The 20,098-nt window shown below is 72.5% G+C and carries 24 protein-coding genes, 1 tRNA gene and 1 pseudogene; 13 read left to right on the forward strand and 13 right to left on the reverse strand.

Translation table 11 applies throughout. The features are described from left to right. Window positions 1-30: 30 nt before the first annotated feature. Window positions 31-1,059, forward strand: a complete 1,029-nt coding sequence (locus FIV44_RS28570) for a GNAT family N-acetyltransferase (protein ID WP_141007395.1) — start codon at window positions 31-33, stop codon at window positions 1,057-1,059. 30 nt (window positions 1,060-1,089) lie between these two features. Then, the gene (locus FIV44_RS28575; protein ID WP_141007396.1) at window positions 1,090-1,659 is read left to right on the forward strand and encodes a hypothetical protein; all 570 of its coding nucleotides are present in this window, start codon (window positions 1,090-1,092) and stop codon (window positions 1,657-1,659) included. A 114-nt stretch (window positions 1,660-1,773) separates the two neighbouring features. On the opposite strand, the gene FIV44_RS28580 is transcribed toward FIV44_RS28575, so the two are convergent. The 7 genes from FIV44_RS28580 to FIV44_RS28605 form a co-directional block, all read right to left on the reverse strand. Then, window positions 1,774-2,130: a HepT-like ribonuclease domain-containing protein gene (locus tag FIV44_RS28580; RefSeq protein ID WP_141007397.1), complete on the reverse strand. Its 357-nt coding sequence runs from the start codon at window positions 2,128-2,130 to the stop codon at window positions 1,774-1,776. Next, complete coding sequence (locus FIV44_RS28585) at window positions 2,127-2,456, reverse strand: nucleotidyltransferase family protein (RefSeq protein WP_141007398.1); 330 nt, start codon at window positions 2,454-2,456, stop codon at window positions 2,127-2,129. The genes FIV44_RS28580 and FIV44_RS28585 overlap by 4 nt, the downstream gene beginning before the upstream one ends. 101 nt (window positions 2,457-2,557) lie before the next feature. Next, on the reverse strand, window positions 2,558-3,385 hold the full coding sequence (locus tag FIV44_RS28590) for an NAD(P)H-dependent flavin oxidoreductase (protein WP_342778920.1): 828 nt from the start codon (window positions 3,383-3,385) through the stop codon (window positions 2,558-2,560). Continuing rightward, on the reverse strand, window positions 3,319-3,651 hold the full coding sequence (locus tag FIV44_RS33435) for a nitronate monooxygenase (RefSeq protein WP_281285781.1): 333 nt from the start codon (window positions 3,649-3,651) through the stop codon (window positions 3,319-3,321). Before FIV44_RS33435 ends, FIV44_RS28590 begins: the two co-directional genes overlap by 67 nt. Then, window positions 3,632-4,414 carry a CoA-transferase subunit beta gene (locus FIV44_RS28595; protein WP_141007399.1) on the reverse strand — a complete coding sequence of 261 codons (783 nt, stop codon included), beginning with the start codon at window positions 4,412-4,414 and terminating at the stop codon, window positions 3,632-3,634. Before FIV44_RS28595 ends, FIV44_RS33435 begins: the two co-directional genes overlap by 20 nt. Next, window positions 4,411-5,316 carry a CoA transferase subunit A gene (locus tag FIV44_RS28600; protein WP_219996210.1) on the reverse strand — a complete coding sequence of 302 codons (906 nt, stop codon included), beginning with the start codon at window positions 5,314-5,316 and terminating at the stop codon, window positions 4,411-4,413. Before FIV44_RS28600 ends, FIV44_RS28595 begins: the two co-directional genes overlap by 4 nt. Continuing rightward, on the reverse strand, window positions 5,313-6,095 hold the full coding sequence (locus FIV44_RS28605; protein ID WP_141007400.1) for an enoyl-CoA hydratase family protein: 783 nt from the start codon (window positions 6,093-6,095) through the stop codon (window positions 5,313-5,315). The genes FIV44_RS28600 and FIV44_RS28605 overlap by 4 nt, the downstream gene beginning before the upstream one ends. 73 nt (window positions 6,096-6,168) lie before the next feature. Here FIV44_RS28605 and FIV44_RS28610 point away from each other — a divergent pair, with 73 nt between their 5' ends. From FIV44_RS28610 to FIV44_RS32885, 5 genes and pseudogenes are all read left to right on the forward strand, one after another. Then, window positions 6,169-7,095, forward strand: coding sequence for an SDR family oxidoreductase (locus FIV44_RS28610; protein WP_246086684.1), 927 nt, complete (start codon window positions 6,169-6,171; stop codon window positions 7,093-7,095). Window positions 7,096-7,186: 91 nt separating this feature from the next. Next, the gene (locus tag FIV44_RS28615) at window positions 7,187-7,693 is read left to right on the forward strand and encodes a hypothetical protein (protein WP_141007401.1); all 507 of its coding nucleotides are present in this window, start codon (window positions 7,187-7,189) and stop codon (window positions 7,691-7,693) included. Window positions 7,694-7,707: 14 nt separating this feature from the next. Further along, a pseudogene (locus tag FIV44_RS32880) lies at window positions 7,708-7,872 on the forward strand (hypothetical protein); the annotation flags it as partial. A 68-nt stretch (window positions 7,873-7,940) separates the two neighbouring features. After that, complete coding sequence (locus FIV44_RS28620) at window positions 7,941-9,086, forward strand: DNA polymerase Y subunit UmuC family protein (protein WP_246087085.1); 1,146 nt, start codon at window positions 7,941-7,943, stop codon at window positions 9,084-9,086. Continuing rightward, complete coding sequence (locus FIV44_RS32885) at window positions 9,083-9,307, forward strand: hypothetical protein (RefSeq protein WP_246086685.1); 225 nt, start codon at window positions 9,083-9,085, stop codon at window positions 9,305-9,307. Before FIV44_RS28620 ends, FIV44_RS32885 begins: the two co-directional genes overlap by 4 nt. A gap of 28 nt (window positions 9,308-9,335) precedes the next feature. Here FIV44_RS32885 and FIV44_RS28625 read toward each other — a convergent pair whose 3' ends face one another. Continuing rightward, window positions 9,336-10,637, reverse strand: a complete 1,302-nt coding sequence (locus FIV44_RS28625) for an AAA family ATPase (protein ID WP_141007402.1) — start codon at window positions 10,635-10,637, stop codon at window positions 9,336-9,338. A 102-nt stretch (window positions 10,638-10,739) separates the two neighbouring features. On the opposite strand from FIV44_RS28625, the gene FIV44_RS28630 reads away from it, so the two are divergent. Further along, window positions 10,740-11,249 carry a hypothetical protein gene (locus FIV44_RS28630; RefSeq protein ID WP_141007403.1) on the forward strand — a complete coding sequence of 170 codons (510 nt, stop codon included), beginning with the start codon at window positions 10,740-10,742 and terminating at the stop codon, window positions 11,247-11,249. A gap of 111 nt (window positions 11,250-11,360) precedes the next feature. Beyond that, on the forward strand, window positions 11,361-12,707 hold the full coding sequence (locus FIV44_RS28635; protein ID WP_141007404.1) for a phospholipase D-like domain-containing protein: 1,347 nt from the start codon (window positions 11,361-11,363) through the stop codon (window positions 12,705-12,707). A 25-nt stretch (window positions 12,708-12,732) separates the two neighbouring features. On the opposite strand, the gene FIV44_RS28640 is transcribed toward FIV44_RS28635, so the two are convergent. Both FIV44_RS28640 and FIV44_RS28645 read right to left on the reverse strand, forming a co-directional pair. Further along, window positions 12,733-12,915: a hypothetical protein gene (locus tag FIV44_RS28640; RefSeq protein WP_141007405.1), complete on the reverse strand. Its 183-nt coding sequence runs from the start codon at window positions 12,913-12,915 to the stop codon at window positions 12,733-12,735. Between the two features lie 53 nt (window positions 12,916-12,968). Further along, window positions 12,969-13,451, reverse strand: a complete 483-nt coding sequence (locus FIV44_RS28645; protein WP_141007406.1) for a nuclear transport factor 2 family protein — start codon at window positions 13,449-13,451, stop codon at window positions 12,969-12,971. 69 nt (window positions 13,452-13,520) lie between these two features. Between FIV44_RS28645 and FIV44_RS28650 the strand changes: the two genes are divergently transcribed. Further along, window positions 13,521-13,862, forward strand: a complete 342-nt coding sequence (locus FIV44_RS28650; protein WP_219996211.1) for a TraR/DksA family transcriptional regulator — start codon at window positions 13,521-13,523, stop codon at window positions 13,860-13,862. A 36-nt stretch (window positions 13,863-13,898) separates the two neighbouring features. On the opposite strand, the gene FIV44_RS28655 is transcribed toward FIV44_RS28650, so the two are convergent. Both FIV44_RS28655 and FIV44_RS28660 read right to left on the reverse strand, forming a co-directional pair. Further along, window positions 13,899-14,372 (reverse strand): VOC family protein, encoded by a 474-nt coding sequence (locus tag FIV44_RS28655; protein ID WP_141007408.1) that lies wholly within the window; start codon window positions 14,370-14,372, stop codon window positions 13,899-13,901. A 95-nt stretch (window positions 14,373-14,467) separates the two neighbouring features. Further along, window positions 14,468-14,863, reverse strand: a complete 396-nt coding sequence (locus tag FIV44_RS28660) for a VOC family protein (protein ID WP_141007409.1) — start codon at window positions 14,861-14,863, stop codon at window positions 14,468-14,470. 198 nt (window positions 14,864-15,061) lie between these two features. On the opposite strand from FIV44_RS28660, the gene FIV44_RS28665 reads away from it, so the two are divergent. Further along, window positions 15,062-18,370 carry an error-prone DNA polymerase gene (locus FIV44_RS28665; RefSeq protein ID WP_141007410.1) on the forward strand — a complete coding sequence of 1,103 codons (3,309 nt, stop codon included), beginning with the start codon at window positions 15,062-15,064 and terminating at the stop codon, window positions 18,368-18,370. A gap of 34 nt (window positions 18,371-18,404) precedes the next feature. On the opposite strand, the gene FIV44_RS28670 is transcribed toward FIV44_RS28665, so the two are convergent. Further along, entirely contained in the window at window positions 18,405-18,929 is a 525-nt protein-coding gene (locus FIV44_RS28670) for a hypothetical protein (protein ID WP_141007411.1), read from the reverse strand. Between the two features lie 178 nt (window positions 18,930-19,107). On the opposite strand from FIV44_RS28670, the gene FIV44_RS28675 reads away from it, so the two are divergent. After that, window positions 19,108-19,181, forward strand: a tRNA-Pro gene (locus tag FIV44_RS28675). Window positions 19,182-19,299: 118 nt separating this feature from the next. Then, complete coding sequence (locus FIV44_RS28680; protein WP_141007412.1) at window positions 19,300-20,076, forward strand: helix-turn-helix domain-containing protein; 777 nt, start codon at window positions 19,300-19,302, stop codon at window positions 20,074-20,076. The last annotated feature ends 22 nt before the right edge of the window (window positions 20,077-20,098 follow it).

Raw genomic sequence — 20,098 nt, forward strand, 5'->3', positions numbered from 1 at the left:
TCCGCCCGGCGCGCACCGGATGCTGCTGTCATGGAGATCCGGCCCTTCGGCCCCGACGACCACGCCGACGTGGCGGCGTGGGCTCGGCTGGTCGACGCGATCAGCGACGCCGACGCCCCCTGGGAGCAGCGCGAGACCCCGAAGCTGGGCGCCGCGCGATTCCGCCACGGATGGGACGGCGAACCGGAGACGCCGTACCTCCTCCGCGCCGGCGACGAGGTCCTCGGCTGGGGATCCATCGCCACCAGCGAGTACGACAACCGGGACATCGCGTTCCTCGCCGTCGGCGTGCACCCCGCCCACCGGCGGCGCGGGCACGGCAGCGCCCTGCTCGGCGTACTCCTGGAGGAGGCCCGGTGCCGCGGTCGCACCAGCCTCGTCGTCGACGCCTGGGAGACCCCGGCCGGATGCGCCTTCGCGGCCCACCACGGCTTCGAGGGGCGGCTCGCCTCGATCAACCGGCGCCAGCTGCTCGCCGACGTCGACCGGGCCGACCTCGACCGGCGCTACGACGACGCCCTCCCGCACGCCGCGGACTACGCCTTCGAGCGCTGGCCCGCCCCGACGCCCGACGACCGCCTGGCGGACCTGGCCGCGATGGCCGCCTCCATCAACGACGCCCCGCTGGACGACCTCGACTACGAGGACGAGGTGTTCACCGCGGCGCGGATGCGCGCCTACGAGACCGCGGTCGCCGGCCACGACCGGCGCCTGTACCGCCTGGTGGCCCGGCACCTGCCGACCGGCGAGCTCGCCGGCCAGACCGTCGTCGTGGTCTCCGCCGACGACCCCACCTGGGGCGAGCAGGACGACACCACCGTCACCCGCGCCCACCGCGGCCACCGCCTCGGCCTGCTGCTGAAGATCGGCATGCTCCGCTGGCTCGCCGACGCCGAGCCCGCCCTGGAGCGGATCGACACCTGGAACGCCGAATCGAACGAGCACATGATCGGCGTGAACGAGGTGCTCGGCTACCGGGTGATGGGCCGGGAGTGGGCCTACCAGCGGCCACTGGACCGATCGGGCATGCGCCGGACGGACCGTGCTGAGAGGCACTAGCATGCGGCCAGCCCCGCGGAAGGAACGCCCATGCGACGTCTGGCCACCATCAGCCTCACCGCCCTGATCCTGCTGACCTCGGTCGCCTGCGGCTCCGACGACGAGCCCGACGCCGACCCGACGCCGACATCGCCGACATCGCCGACATCGCCGACATCGCCGACATCGCCGGCGTCGTCCGCGTCGCCCACGACCGAGGCCGCGCCGACGTCGGAGGACACGGAGCCGGCCGGGGTGCCCAGCGCCGCGGCGACCGGTGGGCTCCCGTCGTACGAGGAGGTCAAGACGCTCTGGCTGGCCAGCACCAGCGACGGCGACCGCACCTCGTGCGAGACCAAGCCGACCGAGGACAAGTCGATCTTCACTCCGAACGACGGGGAGTACATCCGCTTCCTCTGCGCGAGCCTCCCGCGGTTCGACTACGTCACCGGTGCGGAGAACTACGCCGACAACTTCGAGGCGGCCACGTCCGACCTCGTCGGCCGAGCGGTCTTCCACATCCCCGGCGAGGCCTACGTCAAGCCGGCCGGCGCCAACGTCGACCTGGCCCCCGCCATCCAGGCGGCCTGCGGCTGCGGCGAGGTCGTCGGACCCGAGTAGCCCCCACCTCGGCCTGCTGCTGACGATCGGTATGCTCCGCTGGCTCGGCGACACCGAGCCGGCCCTGGAGCGGAATCGACACCTGGAACGCTGAGTCGAGACCGACGATCGGTGTCAGTCGTCATCAGCCGCCCCGAAGCCCTCCGGTAGCCGCGAACGCATGCGTGCGACCGCGTCTGCGAGCGGCTGGAGATCCTTGTCGATCACCGCTTGGACCATGTCGGGACTGGTCGCGAAGTAGCGGTGGGCGAGGAAGTCGCGCATGCCTGCGATCTCGCGCCACTTGATCTCCGGCTCGGTGGCGGTGACCTCGGCGCTGAGGGCCTTCACGGCCTCGCCGATCTCCAGAAGCCGCATCGCGACGGCGTCCATGACGATCTCGACCGAGATCGGCCCATGTCGAAGGTGGGACCGGATCGACGTGATGGCGGTGGCGATGTCATCCAGCAGTACGTCGTCGGCGCGGTTCACAGGGCGATCAAGTCCTTCAGGGCGCGAGCGCTTACACGCTTCTTGAACCCGCTGCGGGGGATCAGGTCGACGTGCACGCCGAGGATCTCCTCGAGCTCGTGCTGGATGCCGATGATGTCGATGATGCTGGTGCCTGGAGGGAAGTCCACGACGATGTCGACGTCACTGTCCTCGTGGTCATCGCCACGGGCGGTGCTGCCGAAGATCTCGGGGTTCGTGACGTCGTGACGGTGCAGCACCTCGCGTAGTTCCCCACGGTGGGCGACAACCCGTTGGCCCGTGGGGCCGCTGAGCGGCCGCCGGGCACGTGCTGGCGTCTCGCTCATGAAGCCATCGTATCGATGTGACCGAGGATCCGCTGGTCTACGGATGGGAGCTGCTCCACCCGACGGCCGACAAGCCGCAGCAGCCGCGCATGGCGACGAACTCACACGACGTACGACCCCGCCCGCCTCAACTCCGCCGCCGCCTGCACCACGATCCGCTCGACCAGCTCCGCGCAGCTCGGCAGGTCGTCGATCACGCCGACGACCTGCCCGCTCGCGAGCACGCCCGCGGAGGTGTCGCCCTCGACCAGGCCCGCGCGGAGCATGGTGGGGGTGTTCGCGGCGAGAGCCATCTGGCCGAGGGTGCGGCCCTGCGCCCTCCTCATGGCGCGGCCGTCCTTGAGCAGCTGTGGCCAGGACATCCCGGACGACCTCTTGAACTCGAGGGTACGGCGGGCGGTCGGCCCGAGGCGGCGGACGGCGGAGGTCTCCTCCAGCGACTCCACGAGGGGGGTGCGGAGCATCCGGTGGGGCATGCCGTCGACCTTGGCGGTGACGACGGTGTCGGTGAGCCCCTGCGACAGGTAGAGCTGCTTGACGGCGTCGGGCACGGCGGAGTCCCTGGTCAGCAGGAAGCGGGTGCCCATGCCGATCCCGGCGGCGCCGTACGACAGGGCGGCGGCGAGGCCGCGGCCGTCGAAGAAGCCGCCGGCGGCGATGACCGGAATGTCATGGCCCGCGTCGAGCAGCCCGTCGAGCACCGTGGGCAGCAGCAGCGTGGTCGGGATCGGGCCGGTGTGCCCGCCGCCCTCGCCGCCCTGCACCATCACCGCGTCCGCGCCCCAGCCGGCGACCTTCTTGGCGTGCTTGGCCGCGCCGATCGACGGCATCACGACGATGTCGTGCTCCTTGAGCTTGGCGATCAGCTCTGGCTTGGGGGCCAGCGCGAAGGAGGCGACCTTGACCCGTGGTCGATGAGCAGCTGGCAGCGGTCGGCGGCGTCGCCGGCGTCGGCGCGGAGGTTGACGCCGAACGGCTCGTCGGTGCGGCCCTTGACCTCGACGATCGCCCGCTCCAGCTCGGCGAAGGTCATCGTCGCGGAGGCGAGGATGCCGAGGCCGCCGGCGTTGGCGGTGCCGGACACCAGCCGCGGCCCGGACACCCAGCCCATGCCGGTCTGCACGATCGGATGGGGTACGCCGACCAGGTCGGTGAACGGCGTCCGGATCCGCTGCTCAGTCCCTGTGCTGGTCATGGGGGACCTCCTTGAACCGCAGCCCCTTCGGGTCGATCACCTCGCGGATCAGGACCAGCTCCTCGTACGACGGCTCGCGGGTCGTCGGCACGTCCGCCGGGATCTCCAGGCTGAACCCGGTGGCCGCGACGACGTCGTCGACGGCGACGCCCGGGTGGACCGACACCAGCCGCATCGTGTCGTCGGCGCCGCCCAGGTCGAAGACCCCGAGGTTGCTGACGACCCGGTGGATGTCGTTGAAGCGCGCGGCGGCCGGCCCGGCCTCCCTCGCCCGCCTCGGCCCGACCCCGGAGACGACGTCGACCCGCTCGACGAAGACCCGGTCCGAGTGCCGCGGCACCCAGTACGACGTCCGGTGGCCGACCGTGTTGCCGGGTGCGCCGCGCGAGCCGAGCAGCTGGCGCCTCGGCTGGGCGAACGGGCCGATCGCGGAGATGTTCTGGTTGCCGTGCCGGTCGACCTGGGTGGCGCCCATCATCACGTGGCGGCGGCCGTAGGCGATCACGTCGAACACCTTGCGGAACGGGATCCACCCCTCGACGACGTCCGTGCCGCCGAGCGGCGGCACGCCCCCGAGGAACACCGACTCGCCGTCGCTGATGACCAGGTCCGGGTTCGAGGTCAGCTTCGCCAGCCGGACGCCGACCGTCGGCAGCAGTCCCATCGGGCTGGCGAAGATCTCGCCGTCCTCGCTGAAGGCGTCGGCGATCGCGGCGGCGCACACGTCCGCGCGCGTACTCGGTGCGTTCGTGGGGGCACTCATCGGGCGCTCTCCTTCCGCGACTCCTCGGTGAAGGCCTGGACGGCTGCCTGGTACGACGCCTCGTCACCCGCCAGGAAGCGGTCGTGGAACGCCTGCCAGTCCTCGTCGGATCCGGACGCGGCCGCGGCGTAGGCGCGCTGGAACCGCTCGTCGCGCTCGTAGTCGGGCGTGCAGGTGGTGAAGTGCGCCCCGTGGGGCGTCTCGACGACGCCGGTGACCATCATCCGGCTGAGCAGCAGCCGCTGGACCGGCGTGTCGACCGTCAGGCCGGCGGTGTCGACGACCTGCTCGACGCTGACGTAGGTCCGGTCGGCGGCCATCGCGAACAGGTCGTCGAAGTACGGATCCGGCCCGAGGTACGACGCGTTGCCGTGCTGGTCGGCGCGGTTGAGGTGGACGAGGGCGGCGTCGAGCCGGAGCGCGGGGACCGCGACCAGCTCCTCGTGGCCGTGCCCCTCGTCGTACGGGCTGGTGACGGTCCGGATCCAGGGGTTGTTGACCAGGACGTCGGAGCCGAGGCCGGCGCGCATCGGGAGGAACGGCAGCCGCTGCGCGGCGGCGCGCAGGCCGGTCTGGAACATGCCCTCGTCGAGCTCGACGACCTCCGGGATAGCGGCGGCCTGGCGGGCGCGCTGGAAGTTCGGCTCGAGCGGGACGGTGTCGAGGGAGACGAACGCGTAGACCAGCCTGCGGATCTTGCCCGCGCGGGCGAGCAGGCCCACGTCGGCGCCGCCCCAGCTGACGATCGTCAGGTCGGTCAGGTCGGAGTTGTAGAGCGCGCGGACCAGCGCCATCGGCTTGCGCCGCGGGCCCCAGCCGCCGATGCCGATGGTCATCCCGTTCTCGAGGGACGCGACCACCTCGTCGATGGTCATCTGCTTGTCGCGTGGCTTGCGGCTCACTGCTTGCTCTTCTCCGTTCCCGCGCTGCGCTTGTCTGGCTCGTCTCCGACGAACGCATCGCGGAGCTCGTCGCTCACCCCGGCGAGGTTGAGCTCGAAGGTGAAGCCCTGCTCGAAGCGGTAGGACTTGTTGACGTCGATCGGGTCGATCCCGTTGAGCGCCTCCTTGGCGGCCCGGATGACCCGGGTGTCCTTGGCGGCGATCTCGCCGGCGACCGCGAGCGCGGCGTCGTCGAGCCGCTCGCGGGGCACCACCTCGAGGACCGAGCCGAACTGCACCAGGTCGGCGGCCCGGATGGTGCGCGCGGTGAAGTAGAGGGTCCGCATCATGTGCTGGGGGACCAGCCGGGCCATGTGGGTCGCGGCGCCGAGCGCGCCCTGGTTGACCTCGGGTACGCCGAAGTAGGCGTCGTCGCTGGCGACGATGCAGTCCGCGTTGCCGACCAGCCCGACGCCGCCGCCGACACAGAAGCCGTTGACGGCCGCCACGACGGGGACCGCGCACTCGTAGACGGACCGGAACGCGGCGAAGCAGCCCCGGTTGGCGCCGAGGAGCGCCTCGAAGCCGGTGGTGCTCTGCATCTCCTTGATGTCGACGCCGGCGTTGAAGCCCTTGCCCTCCGCGCGGAGCACGACGACCTTGGTCGCCGGGTCCGCGCTCGCCTCGTCCAGGGCGGCGGCGACGTCGTACCAGCCCTGGACGGTGAGGGCGTTGACCGGGGGAGCGTTCATCGTGACGACGCGGATCCCGTCCGGCCGCAGCTCGCTGGTGACTGTCATGACCACACCGTACCAAGCATTTGCTTGGTAGGGTGGCGGCGTCCCGAGTCCCCGGCCGAAGAGGAGAGCCCACGTGAGCAGGTTGCTGGAGGGGCGGGTCGCGATCGTGACCGGCGCCGGACGAGGCATCGGCCGCGCCCATGCGCTGGAGCTGGCGCGACACGGCGCGAAGGTCGTCGTCAACGACTTCGGCGTGTCCCTCGCCGGCGAGGGCACCGGGGAGACGCCCGCCCACGAGGTCGTCGCCGAGATCGAGGCGGCGGGCGGCTCCGCGGTGGTGAACGGCGCCGACGTCGCCGACTTCGCCGCCGCCGAGGCCATGGTGCGCCAGGCGATCGAGGAGTACGGCGGCCTGGACATCCTCGTCAACAACGCCGGCTTCGTGCGCGACCGGATGCTCGTCAACACCTCCGAGGAGGAGTGGGACGCCGTGGTGCGGGTGCACCTCAAGGGCCACTTCGCCCCGCTGCGCCACGCCGGGGCCTACTGGCGGACGGAGGCCAAGGCGGGCCGGCAGCGCGCGGCGCGGGTGGTCAACACCTCCTCCGGCGCCGGGCTCCAGGGCTCGATCGGCCAGGCGACGTACTCCGCCGCCAAGGCGGGCATCGCCGGCCTCACCCTGGTCGCGGCCGCCGAGATGGGCCGGTACGGCGTGACCGTCAACGCGATCGCCCCCGTGGCGAGGACCCGGATGACCGAGGGCGCCTTCGACACCTCGGCCATGGCGCTGCCCGAGGACAACTCCCCGGTCGTCGCCTGGCTCGCCTCCGAGGAGGCCGGCGACGTCACCGGCCGGGTGATCGAGATCGACGGGTCGGTCATCACGGTCGAGAGCGGCTGGGCGCACGGCCCTCCCGCGACAACGGCGCCCGCTGGGAGGCGGAGCAGGTGGGGCCCGCCCTCCGGGACCTGCTCGCCGCGGCGCCCGTCCCGAGCCGGTGTACGGCACGACGCTCTGAGGTTGCCTGACTCGAACATCTGTTCGAAGATAGAGGGGTGAGTGCCCGTCCCTCGAGATCGACACGCTCGCGCAGATCGAGCAGCTGCGCGGCCGGATCGCCGCGCTCGAGGGCGGGCCGACCCGGCTGGACGTGCCGGTCCTGCCCGCGTTCGCGGAGCTGGTGCGGCTGCGCACCGGCGGGGTCTACGGCGTCGACTCCGCGACCCTCGGGATGGCGCTGGCCGCCGGGGCGTCGCAGGCCGGGGAGTGGGTCGGCTTCGCCGGCTGGGACGACTTCGGGGCCGAGGCCGCCCAGCAGCGGGGGATCGTGCTCGGGCGCACGGTCCTGGTCCCCTCGCCCGGGGAGCACTGGCTGGAGGTGACGGCGGCCCTCGTCGACGTGCTCAAGGTCGTGGTGCTGCGCCCGCCCGGCGGCGTCGACGCCAAGTCCGCCTCGCTGCTCGAGGCCCGGCTCCGGGCCCGGTCGGCGGTGCTCGTGGTGCAGGGGGAGTGGCCGCGCTGCGAGGCGCGGATCAGCGCGGAGCAGGTCGCCTGGGAGGGGATCGGCCACGGGCGCGGCCGGCTGCGCGAGCGACGGGCCACGCTGGTGGCGCGCGGCGGCGGGCGGATGCCGGTCCGCGCCGAGGTGGTGCTCTGATGGTCGACCGGACGATGGTGCTGTGGTGCCCGGACTGGTCGGTCACGGCCGGCCTGCTGGAGCGGGCGGACGGCGAGGGCGGCGTCGACGCGGCGGCGCCGGCGGCCGTCCTGTCCGGCAACAAGGTCCTGGTGTGCAACGCCGCCGCCCGGACCGAGGGCGTACGCCGCGGGCAGCGGCGCCGGGACGCGCAGGCGCGCTGCCCTGACGTGGTGCTGCTCGCCGCCAACCCCGACCGCGACGCCCGGTGGTTCGAGCCGGTGCTGACGACGGTCGAGGCGCTCCGGCCCGGGGTGGCCCCCTGCGGCCGGGGCTGCTCGCCGTCCCCGCTCCCGGTCGCTACTTCGCCCGGCCCGGCGTCGACGGCGAGGAGGCCGCCGCGGCGGTGCTCGCCGAGCACCTCGCCCGGGTCGGGGTGTGGGACAGCCGGTTCGGCGCGGCCGACGACCTCTACACCGCCGAGCGGGCCGCCCGCCACGCCGCGCCGCAGGCGTGCCTGTCCATCGCGTCGGGGGGATCGGCGGAGTTCCTGCGCGGCCTGCCCGTGACCGTGCTCGCCGACGACGGTCCCGAGGGGGCCGAGCTCTCCGGGCTGCTGCGACGGCTCGGGCTGAGGCTGCTCGGCGACTTCGCCGGGCTCGGGGCGAGCGAGGTCGCCAACCGGTTCGGCGGCTACGGCACCGACGTGTGGCGCCGGGTGCAGGGGCGCGAGGACACCCGGCTCGCCTCCCGCACCCCGCCGCCCGAGCTGGCCTGCGAGATCGCCTTCGAGCCGCCGCTCGACTCCGCCGAGGCGGTCACCTTCAGCGTCCGGACCACCGCCGAGCGGTTCGTCGCCGGGCTGGCCGACCGGCAGCTGGTCGCGACGTCGGTCCGGATCGAGGCGGAGCTCGAGGCCGGCGTCTCCGCCCGGACCTGGCTGCACCCGCGCTGCTTCACCTCCCGCGACCTGGTCGACCGGGTGCACTGGCAGCTCCAGGCGGGGCTGGCGTCCTCGGGCCTGCGCAGCCGCAAGTCCACCGGGGAGGCGATCACCTCCGCCGTCACCCTCGTCCGCTTCCTGCCCGACGTCGTCGAGCCGGCCGGCGACCACGCCGACGGGCTGTGGGGCGGCGGCGCGGAGGAGCAGGTGGTCCGCGGCGTCGCCCGGGTCCAGGCGATGGTCGGGTACGACGCCGTCCGGGTCCCGGTGCTCCAGGGCGGGCGCGGTGCGGCGGACCGGCAGGCGCTGGTGCCCTGGGGCGAGCGCCCGGTCGGCCTGCGTCCCGTCGAGCGGCCCTGGCCCGGCCGGATCCCCGGGCCGGCGCCGAGCCGGGTCTTCGCCGCGCCTCTCGAGGCGGAGGTCGTCGACGAGGCCTCGGTCGCCGTGGCGGTCACCCCCGCGGCCTGGTGACCGGCGAGCCGTGGCGGGTGCGCATCGGCCGGCACTGGTGCCCCGTCGCCTCCTGGGCCGGGCCGTGGCCGGTCGACGAGGGCTGGTGGCTGGACACCGCGGGCGCGCCCGCCGAGCCGGACCGTGCGGCGCGGTTCCAGGTGGTCGGCGTGGACGGCCGGGCCTGGCTGCTGTGCTGGCGCGCCCCCGGCAGCTGGGAGGTGGAGGCGGCCTACGACTGACCGGTCCCGGACCTCGGCGAACGCAAGCTCAGAGGTAGTGGCCGGCAGCCTCGGCGGCCGGCCGCCAGCGCCCCTCCCGTGCCTGCGTGAGCAGCGCCTCGGTCGTCACCGCGTCCCGCGTCGCGAGCACCGTGGCCCGGACCAGCTCCTTCAGGTCGGCGCCGGTCGCGCCGTCGGTCGCGCGCGCCAGGGTGGCCAGGTCGAGCTCGGTCTCGCACCAGGCGAGGTAGCGCTCGAGGATCGCGAGCCTGCCCTCGACGCCCGGCGCCTCCATCCGGATGACCGTGTCGAAGCGCGAGGAGCGGCGGGCCGCCTTGTCGATCTTGCGGTGGTCGTTCGTGGACGCGATGACCACGACGCCGCTGCGGTCGGCCAGCCCGCCGTCCATCACGTTGAGGAACTCGCGCAGCCGGTGCGGGTCGGTCTGCCCGCGCTCGCCCGCGATCAGGTCCAGGTCGTCCATCAGGATCAGGCAGGGGGCCAGGTCCGCGGCAAGCTCGAACAGCTCGGTGAGGTAGTGCTCGGTGACGTAGGTGCCCGGCACCAGCACGGTCGCCGTACCCCGCAGCTCGCGGGCGACCACGGTGCCGAGCTGGGTCTTGCCCGTGCCGGGCGGACCGACCAGGAGCAGGCCCGTGCTCGTGCCCAGCCCACGGCTCTGGAGGTCGTCGGCGAGCTCCAGCACCCGGTGCACGCCGCGGTCGACGGTGCGCCAGACCGACGGGTCGAGCTTGAGCAGGTCGCGCGAGGCCGCTGGCGGGGTCCAGCGCTCGAGGACCAGGCCCCGGCTCCCGCTGGCGACCCGGTAGGTCCCCTGTCGGTACGGCGAGTCGGCCGTGCGGCAGCGGCGGAGGAAGGAGTCCAGCAGGTCGGTCAGGACGTCCGCGTCCTCACCGCGGCCCATCAGCTCGACCTCGCTCCCGCACCGTTCGGACACCAGCCGGATCACGACCGGTACGCCGGCGAGCGTGCCCGCAGGGAGCACGACGGTGACCGAGCTGAAGGCGCGGACGTCGCCGGCCGCGCCCGGCACCGTCTCGGACAGCGCCGGACGGGACGGGAAGGCGCCGCGGTGCTCCACGCTCCAGCGTGCCTGCGCGCGGAAGAGCCAGTGGCCCACGGAGTGCGCCACGGGGGGATCCAGGGCCTCGGTGAGCACGACCAGGTCGGCGACATCGATGCCGAGCCGCGCGGCGGCGTCGTCGTACGGCGACGGCTGGGTCTCCTCCCGCCGCTCGAACTCGCGGTCGATGGCGGTGGCGAGCAGCCGAAGGGCAGGCGCGGGCGCCTCCGCGAGGAGGTCGAGCGCGTTGAGGTCGGTGCTGGACACAGTCGACCAGTGTGCGGTGGCGAGCGGGCCCCGCGCCACTGGATATCCGGGGTGGCCGCGCCTACCCTGCAGAGGGAGGGCGGCGACGTCTGAAGGAGAGCCATGGGACGCACGGGCAGGCCGGCTGACCTCATCGGGCGCAACCTGCGCGCCCTGCACGGCGCGCTCGAGCACAGCGTCACCATCCAGATGACCCGGCTGCAGGGGCTGATGGACGAGCTCGTCGCCCGCGGCTCGCTCACCCGGGCCGAGGCCGACCACCTCCTCGGCCAGCTCGTCAGCACCGGCAAGGCGTACTCCCAGGCGCTGCTGCAGGTGCTCGACACCGTGCGCCAGGCCCCGAAGCTCCCCACCCAGCTGCTGCCGACCCAGCTCGTCCCGGGGCGCCGGAGGGCCGATGCGAGCCCCGAGCCCGACCCCGGCCCGCCGGTGCCCGACAACGTGGAGACGCTCGTCGTACCCGACCTCGACAGGCTCACCGTCCCCCAGGTGAGGGCCCGCCTGGCGGGCCTCGGCGCCGGCGACCTGCGGCGGGTCCAGGAGCGTGAGGTGGCGGGGAAGAACCGCAAGGGCGTGCTGGGCGAGATCGATCGGCTGCTGAAGGGCCTGTAACGAATCCGAACGTTCCAACGCTGTGTGAGAGGAAGCGGAGTGGGACGTGAGGAGAGTGGGATCGTGCGGTTCTGGTGGGGTTCGTCGTCGGCTGTCAGCAGGCCCCGGGGGGTGGTCGCCGCGAGTGTGGCGATGCTCCTGGCGGTGGCGCTCCTGGTCGTGGGCCAGGGCGAGGCGAGCCGTGCCGACGCCGCTCCGGCAGCTCCGGCAGCAGCCGCCCCGGTCGCCGCGAAGAAGGCACCCGACCCGACGTACGTCGTGACGCCGGGGATCGTCTTCAACCACCCGTTCAAGAAGACGAAGAAGAAGATGAAGATCCACCGCAAGATCAAGAAGGCGGTCAAGAACGTCCCCGCGGGGGAGACGATCCGGCTGATGACGTGGAACTTCGACTCGCCGAAGCTCGCGAACGTGTTCGTCAAGGCGCACAAGCGCGGTGTCTCGGTGCAGATCATCATGGCTCGCGGGCTTGCCCGGGGCCAAGGCCCAGGCGGCTCGTACAACGTCTTGAAGCGTGCGCTCGAGAAGGGCAACGCCGACCGGCCCAAGGCGCTGCGGAGCTGGATCCGCACGTGCTCCGCGACCTGTCGCGGCAAGGGCGGCGCGATGCACTCCAAGCTGATGCTGATCAGCCGCTCGGGCGCGACGAGCCACATCGCGATGCAGGGATCGGGCAACTTCACCGGCGCCGCGGCCGTCCAGCAGTTCAACGACTGGACCACCATCACGGAGAACCAGCCGCTCTACGACGGCTGGATGCTGATGTGGAAGCAGGCGAAGAAGGACAAGAACGTCAAGCCGCTGCGGTTCACGGTCCCCAGCACCACCACGCCGGGCGCCACCATCACCTCGATGTTCGCGCCGCACCGGAAGAAGAAGGACCCGGCGCTGAAGGTGCTCAACAAGGTGCAGTGCTCCGGCGCCGCGAACACCTCGAACGGGCGTACCAAGGTCCGCGTCGCCAACGCGGTCTGGGGCGACCAGCGCGGGGTGAAGATCGCGAAGAAGGTCCGCAAGCTGCACAACGAGGGCTGCGACGTGCGGATCGTGTTCATGATGATGCCGCTGAAGATCCGCAACATCCTCAAGGGCCTCCCGGCGAAGCAGATGGTCTACATCACCGGCGCGACGGCCAACAAGTTCAAGGACCGCTACGTCCACCTCAAGGGCCTGTCGGTCCAGGGCAACGTCAACGGGCGGGCGGACGGCAATGTCGTCCTCTCCAGCAGCGAGAACTGGACCCAGCTCGGCTGGCACTCCGACGAGCAGAACGTGATCTTCTGGGACGACGCGCCGCTGGCGGCGAAGTACGCCGACCGGGTCGACCTGATCTTCCGGCAGGCGCCGCGGAGCATCAACAACTACGTGAACTCCGCCGACCCGAACGGCCGGATCGTGCCCGGCACCGAGTTCCTCGGCCCGAAGGACTACCCGTTCCACGAGCTGGAGCTCGACTGACGCGGAGCCGGACGCCCGGCGGCGCTCAGCCGCCGGGCGTCTGCGTGCTGTCGTGCCTCGTGCCCTCGGGGTCCTCGACGCGCTCGTCGGACTCCTCGAGGATCGCCTCGGCCTGGCTCTCGGGATCCTCGCTGCCGGCCTCCTGCTCCTCGGGCAGGAGCTCCGCGCGCTCCGCGATCCGCTCGTCGTCCCTCGGTGTCTGGCTCATGCACGCGTCGTACCCGTCCCGGTGGGGGACAGACGTACGACGCCCTCGGCCCGTCAGTGCTCGAGCGACGGATCCCAGCGGTTGGCGATCAACCGGAAGCTCGGGGTGTCCGTCAGCGACGTCATCGCCTCGTAGATGCGCTCGTACCGGGTCGACGTGATCCGCCACGCACCGTCCGGGTCGCGCCGGTAGCCGTCGACGTAGTAGCCGCCGCCGCGGATCTGCACCGCGAGCTCGGGCACGATCACGGTGTCCTCGAACGCCCACGACCCCTGCGCGGTGTCGCCGTCGACGTCGATCTCGGGGTGGTTGGCGATGTGGATCGTGATGACCGACGGCCCGAGGTTCTGCTCCATGTACGCCACGACGTCCGCGCGGCTGTCGAAGTGCAGCGGCTCGCCCATCGCCTGCGTGCCGTAGCGGGCGGTGACGTCCGCGGCGAGGCAGTCGGCGTACTCCTCCCACTGCTTGAGGTCGAGCGTGCGGAAGTAGCGGTGCTTGAGGCGCTTGATCTCCTCGATCGCGACAAGGTCCATGGAGCGCACTGTAGAACGTGTTCTACCTCGGGTCGAGGGCTGTCGGCGGCGGCTGGCAGCATGCGGCTGGTGGAGGGTGCTCGGGAGCGGCTGGAGGCGGAGCGGCGGGAGGCGCTGCGCCGGCTGGCGGGCCTGACCGGCGACTTCGAGGAGGTCGTCGCGGCGTCGCGCGACACCAACGCCGACGACGAGCACGACCCGGAGGGCGCGACCATCGCCTTCGAGCGCTCCCAGCTGGCCACGCTCGTGCTGCAGGCCCGAAGGCACCTGGCGGAGGTCGAGGCGGCGCTCGACCGCGTGGCCGCCGGGACCTACGGGACCTGCGAGCGGTGCGGCCGGCCGATCGCGCCGGCCCGGCTCGAGGCCAGGCCGGCGGCGCGCTCCTGCATCGCCTGCGCCTCCGCGCGCTGACCGGCAGCCGTCCGGAGCGGCGCGTCAGGCACCGTCTCAGGCGCCGTCGTACGCCGCCTGCAGCTCGGCGACGTCGATCTTGTGCATCTTCAGCATCGCTTGGCAGGCGGCCTGGTTGGCGGGCGTCGTGTAGTCGCCGCAGAGCTCCTCGAGCTCGCGGGGGATGACCTGCCAGGAGACGCCGTACCTGTCCTTGCACCAGCCGCACGGCCCGGGCTCGCCGCCGTCGGAGGTGAGGATCTCCCAGTAGCGGTCGACCTCCTCCTGGCCGTCGACGAGGAGGTAGAAGGAGAACGCCTCGTTGAGGTGGAACTCCGGGCCGGCGTTGAGGCCGATGACGTCGTGGCCGGCGACGGTGAACTCGACGACCTCGGCGACGGAGGTGCCGGGCTCGGTCCACGCCGTGACGACGCGGCCGACGGACGAGTCCGGGATGTGCTCGGCGTAGAACTTCGCCGCCTCGACGGCCTTGTCGTTGCCGAACCACAGATGGGTGCGTACCGATGCCATGGGGATCTCCTGGTGCCCGAGGACCCTCCGGTCGAGGGTCGTTGCCAGGTACGACCGGGGGCGCGGCGACAACTCATCGCACCGGTCCCGCCTCCCTAGTCGAGACAGAACTCGTTGCCCTCGACGTCCTGCATGACCAGGCAGGCCTCGTTCTCGTCGTCGGCGGCCAGCAGGTGCAGCCGCCGCGCGCCGAGGGCCTCGAGGCGGGCGCCCTCCGCCTCGAGCACGGCGACCCGCTCGTCGCCGCTCAGGCCGACGCCGACGCGGACGTCGAGGTGGACCCGGTTCTTCACCGTCTTGGGCTCGGGCACCCGCTGGAAGTACAGCCGCGGGCCGACGCCGCCGGGATCCTGGCAGGCCGCCCACGAGTCGTCGTCGGCGTCCGGTGGCGTCGGCGGGTCGACGTACCCGAGCACGGCCTTCCAGAAGCCGGCCACGGCGCGCGGGCTCGCGCAGTCGAAGGTCACCTGCACCTGTCTCACGTTCGCCATCGGGCCAGCGTAGGACGGGTGCCGTGTCGCAGACATCGGCGACGGCTCAGGGCTGCCGGTGGTGACATCCCACCGGGTGATCGCGGCGCCCGGCCTATGACGAGCAAGCGATCCGAGCTTGTCCTCGAACATCTGTTCGAGTAGCGTCGTTCCATGGATCCGCTCCTCGTCCGCGTCCGCCGCCTCGCCTGAGCCGCCATGGGCTGGACCAACCCTCCGCTCCCGTGGCGCGAGCTCGAGAGCCGGCTGTCCGGGCGGGCGCCGGTGCTCGAGTCGCCGGTGTCGCGGCGCAAGCAGCCGCGCGTCGAGCCGGAGCCCGTCCACCGTCCCCCTGACGCGGTCCCGTACGCCGAGCTCCACTGCCACAGCCACTTCAGCTTCCTCGACGGGGCGAGCTCGCCCGGCGACCTCGTCAAGGAGGCCATCCGACTGGGGCTGGACGCGCTCGCGCTGACCGACCACGACGGGTTCGCGGGGGCGCCGCTGTTCGCGGAGGCGGGGACCGACTACGGCCTGGCGACGGTCTACGGTGCCGAGCTGACCCTCGACGTCCACCGCTCCCAGAACGGCATCCCCGACCCCGAGGGCAGCCACCTGCTGGTGCTCGCGCGCGGGGTGGAGGGCTACCACCGGCTCTCGGGTGCGATCACCGAGGCCGGGCTGCGGGCGCCGGAGAAGGGCAGTCCCGCCCACGACCTCGACGAGCTCGCCGAGCGGGGGAGGGGGCACTGGGTCGTGCTCACCGGGTGCCGCAAGGGGACGGTCCGCCAGGCCCTGAGGTACGACGGCCCGGCTGCCGCCGCCCACGAGCTCGACCTGCTCGTCGACCGGTTCGGCCGCGAGCACGTCGTGGTGGAGCTGACGGCCAGCGACCACCCGGGCGGGGAGGAGGACAACGACCTGCTGGCCCGGATCGCCGACGACCGGGGCCTTCGGCTCCTCGCGACCGGCAACGTCCACTACGCGACCCCGGAGAAGCGGCGGCTGGCGGCGGCGATGGCGGCGATCCGGGCCCGGCGCAGCATCGCCGAGCTCGACGGATGGCTCGACCTGTCCGGCGGGGCGCACCTGCGCAGCGGGGAGGAGATGCTGCGGAGGTTCGAGCGCCGGCCGGACGCCGTGCACCGGTCCGTCGTACTGGCGGACGAGTTGGCCTTCGACCTGCGCAAGGCCTCGCCGCGACTGCCGAAGGAGGGCATCCCCGAGGGACTGACCGCGGCGGAGCACCTGCGGCACCTGGTGGAGAAGGGATTCGCGTGGCGCTACGCCCGCGAGCCGCACGCGAAGGAGGCGCGGGAGCGGATCGAGCAGGAGATGAAGGTGATCCTCGAGAAGGACTTCGCCGGCTACTTCATCATCGTCCACGACATCGTCGCCTTCGCCCGCGGCGAGAGGATCCTCTGCCAGGGCCGGGGCTCCGCCGCGAGCAGCGCGGTCTGCTACGCGCTCGGGATCACCGCCATCGACTCGGTGCTCCACAATCTGCCGTTCGCGCGGTTCATCTCCGCCCACCGCGAGGAGGAGCCGGACATCGACGTCGACTTCGACTCCGACCGGCGCGAGGAGGTGATCCAGTGGGTCTACCGGAAGTACGGCCGCCGCAACGCCGCCCAGGTGTGCAACGTGATCAGCTACCGGCCGCGGATGGCGGTGCGCGACGCGGCCAAGGCGCTGGGCCACTCCATGGGCCAGCAGGACGCCTGGTCCAAGCAGGTCGACGGCTGGGGGCAGGAGGTCGGTGAGGAGGTGGTGCTGCCACCGCAGGTGCGCTGGCTGGCCACCGAGCTGATGTCCGCGCCCCGCCATCTCGGCATCCACTCCGGCGGGATGGTGCTCACCGAGCGGCCGATCGGCGAGGTCTGCCCGATCGAGAAGGCCCGGATGGAGGACCGGACCGTGCTGCAGTGGGACAAGGACGGCTGCGAGTCGATGGGCCTGGTGAAGTTCGACCTGCTCGGGCTCGGCATGCTCGGCGCGCTCGACCACATGATCCGCCTGGTCGAGGAGCACCTCGGGGAGCGCTGGGAGCTGGGCACCATCCCGAAGGAGGAGCCGGCGGTCTACGAGATGCTCGGCCGCGCCGATGCGATCGGGGTGTTCCAGGTCGAGTCCCGCGCCCAGATCGGCACCCTGCCGCGGCTGCGGCCGCGGGAGTTCTACGAGCTCGCCATCGAGATCGCGCTGATCCGGCCCGGCCCGATCCAGGGCGGCGCGGTGCATCCCTACATCCGCCGCAAGACCGGCCAGGAGACGGGGTGGGAGTACGACCATCCGTCGTTGGAGCCGATCCTGGAGCGGACGCTCGGCGTCCCGCTCTTCCAGGAGCAGCTGATGGACATGGCCAGGACCCTGGGCGACTGCACCGCCGACGAGGCCGACCTGCTGCGCCGGGCGATGGGCTCCAAGCGCGGCATCGAGCGGATCGAGAAGGTCAAGGACAAGCTCTACGAGGGGATGGAGAAGCGCGGCATCACCGGTAAGAAGGCCCACGCGATCTACCAGAAGATCCTCTCCTTCGCCGACTTCGGGTTCGCCGAGTCCCACGCGCTCAGCTTCGCGCTGCTCGTCTACGCCTCGTCGTGGTTCAAGCTCCACTACCCGGCCGCGTTCCTGGCCGGGCTGCTGCGCAACCAGCCGATGGGCTTCTACTCCGCGCAGTCCCTGGTCGCCGACGCTCGCCGCCACGGCGTCCTCGTCCTGCCGCCCGACCTCGTCCGCTCCGGCGTCCAGGCCGGGCTCGAGCCGTGCGAGGACCGGTCCGCCGCCCCGCTGCGGTACGACGGCGCGCTGGCCGTGCGGCTCGGGCTCGACGCGGTGAAGGGGATCGGCAAGGACGTCGCGGCCCGGATCGTGGCGGAGCGCGACACGGCGCCGTACGCCGACATCCGCGACCTCTCCCGGCGAGCCGGGTTGACCCAGGCGCAGCTCGAGGCGCTGGCCACGGCCGGCGCGCTCGCCGGCTTCGGGCTGGACCGCCGCCAGGCGCTGTGGATGGCGGGCCACGTCGAGAGCGCGGGACAGCTGCCCGGCAGCACTCCGTCGCCCCCGCCGCCGCGGCTGCCGGAGATGTCGGCCTGGGAGGTGACCCTGGCCGACCTGTGGGCGACCCGGATCTCCACGGACCTCCACCCGGTCCAGCACTTCCGGGAGATCCTCGCCGCGGCGGGCATCAGGTCGGTGGCCGACGTCCCCCTCGCCGATGCCGGCAGGCGGGTCCACGTCGCGGGGCTGATCACCCACCGGCAGCGCCCCGGGACGGCCGGTGGCGTCACCTTCCTCAACCTCGAGGACGAGACCGGGATGCTCAACGTGGTCTGCTCCGAGGGGGTGATGAAGGTGCACCGGCAGGCGGCGCGCAACCGGGTCGCGGTGGTGATCCGCGGCAGGGTGGAGCGCCAGGACGGCGTCACCAACCTGCTCGCCGACCGGGTCGAGCCGCTCGACAGCGTGCTGCCCGGTGCCGGCGCCGCGCTCCAGGTCCGCCAGACCTCGCGCGACTTCCGCTAGTGGTCCTGAGGGCACGCATTTCGCGTCCGGGACACTAGGAGACGAGGCCGCAGGCCACCTGGCCGACCAGGCCCCAGCCGTCCGGCACCGCCCCGGAGTACCCGTAGAACGTCACGCTGGTGCCGTCGCCGGCCAGCCGGGCCTGGGCGAGGGAGTTGTAGTAGACCGCGACGCCCTGGACGTCGTTCGGGTCGAGCTTGGTCCAGGTCACGCCGTGGGTCAGCACCTTCTTGCCCGGCGGGCAGTTCACGACCACGTCGAGCCAGTCGCCCGTGCCGGTCGACTCCCGGCTGGTGCCGGTGACGATCTCGTACCCGCTCACACCCGGCGCGCCCGCCGCACCCCGCGGCCCCACCGGCCCGGTCGCCGCGGCCTTCGCGTCGGCGGCCAGGTCCGCGGCCGTGACCTGGCCGTTCCTGATGTGCTTGCTGGTGATCGCGTTCTTGGCGATCTGCTTGCCGGTGATCTTCCCGGCGGCGTACGCGCCCCCGGAGAGGGCGACGACGAGAGCGAGCGTGGCGACGATGCCGGCGTACAAGCCGGGCCTGAAGCGGAACATGCGGTCACGCTAGGAGCGGCCCGCGGGGTGCACATCAGGGTGCGACCCCAACATCTGTCCACGCTGCGACCTTCTCCGTACGTCCCGTACGCCGTGCCGCGGCCAGGCCGATTCGGGAGAGCCCGCGGGCCTGCGGTAGTGTTCCGTTCGCTCCGGCCCGGTGCTCCGGGCGGGGCTTCGGGCTGTAGCGCAGCTTGGTAGCGCACCTGACTGGGGGTCAGGGGGTCGCAGGTTCAAATCCTGTCAGCCCGACGTCGTGGAGAGCCCCTCCCGACCGCGAGTGCAGCGGTCGGGAGGGGCTCTCGCTTTTTCGGGGCCGATGACCTCGGAGGTCATGGGAGCGAGGACCCGCCGTCCCTAGGGTGGGGCCATGACCACGGTGATGGAGAGCCCGCAGGTCGGGCCGATGCTTCGGTCGTGGCGCGAGCGGCGCCGGTTCAGCCAGCAGGAGCTGTCGAACCTCTCGACGGTCTCGACCCGGCACCTCAGCCGCGTGGAGACGGGCCGGGCGCACCCGACGCCGGAGATGATCCTGCACCTGGCGGAGAACCTGGAGGTCCCGTTGCGCGAGCGCAACCACCTGCTGCTGGCGGCCGGCTACGCGCCGCGCTACCCGGAGCGCGGTCTGGACGACGGCTCGCTGGCGGTGGTGATGGAGGGCCTGCGCGGGCTGCTCGACGCCCACCTGCCGTACCCCGCCCTGCTGCTGGACGACCACTGGGACGTCGTGGACGCCAACGCCGCCATCACGGCGCTGCTGGCGGGATGCGCGCCCGAGCTGCTGGAGCCGCCGGTCAACGTGGTCCGGCTGTGCCTGCACGACGACGGCCTCGCACCGCAGATCGACAACCTCGACCAGTGGGCGGCCCACCTCTACCACCAGGCGGTGCACCGCGCCGAGCGCACCCACGACCCGCGCCACCACGCGCTGGCGGCCGAGGTGGCGGAGCTGCGGGGCGGCGTGCCGCGGCTGGAGCCGGCAGCCGGCCCGGTGCTCACGATGCAGCTGCGGGTGGGCGAGCGGACCCTGCGGATGTTCAGCACCTCCGCGCAGCTGACGACCGTGGCCGACGCGGCGCTCGAGGGACTGCGGCTGGAGACCTTCCTGCCGGCCGACGAGGCCACCCGGGAGTTCTTCTTGCTTTAAGTGTTACCAGCGGTAGCATCTA

The sequence above is a fragment of the Nocardioides humi genome (assembly GCF_006494775.1).
Lineage (GTDB): Bacteria > Actinomycetota > Actinomycetes > Propionibacteriales > Nocardioidaceae > Nocardioides > Nocardioides humi.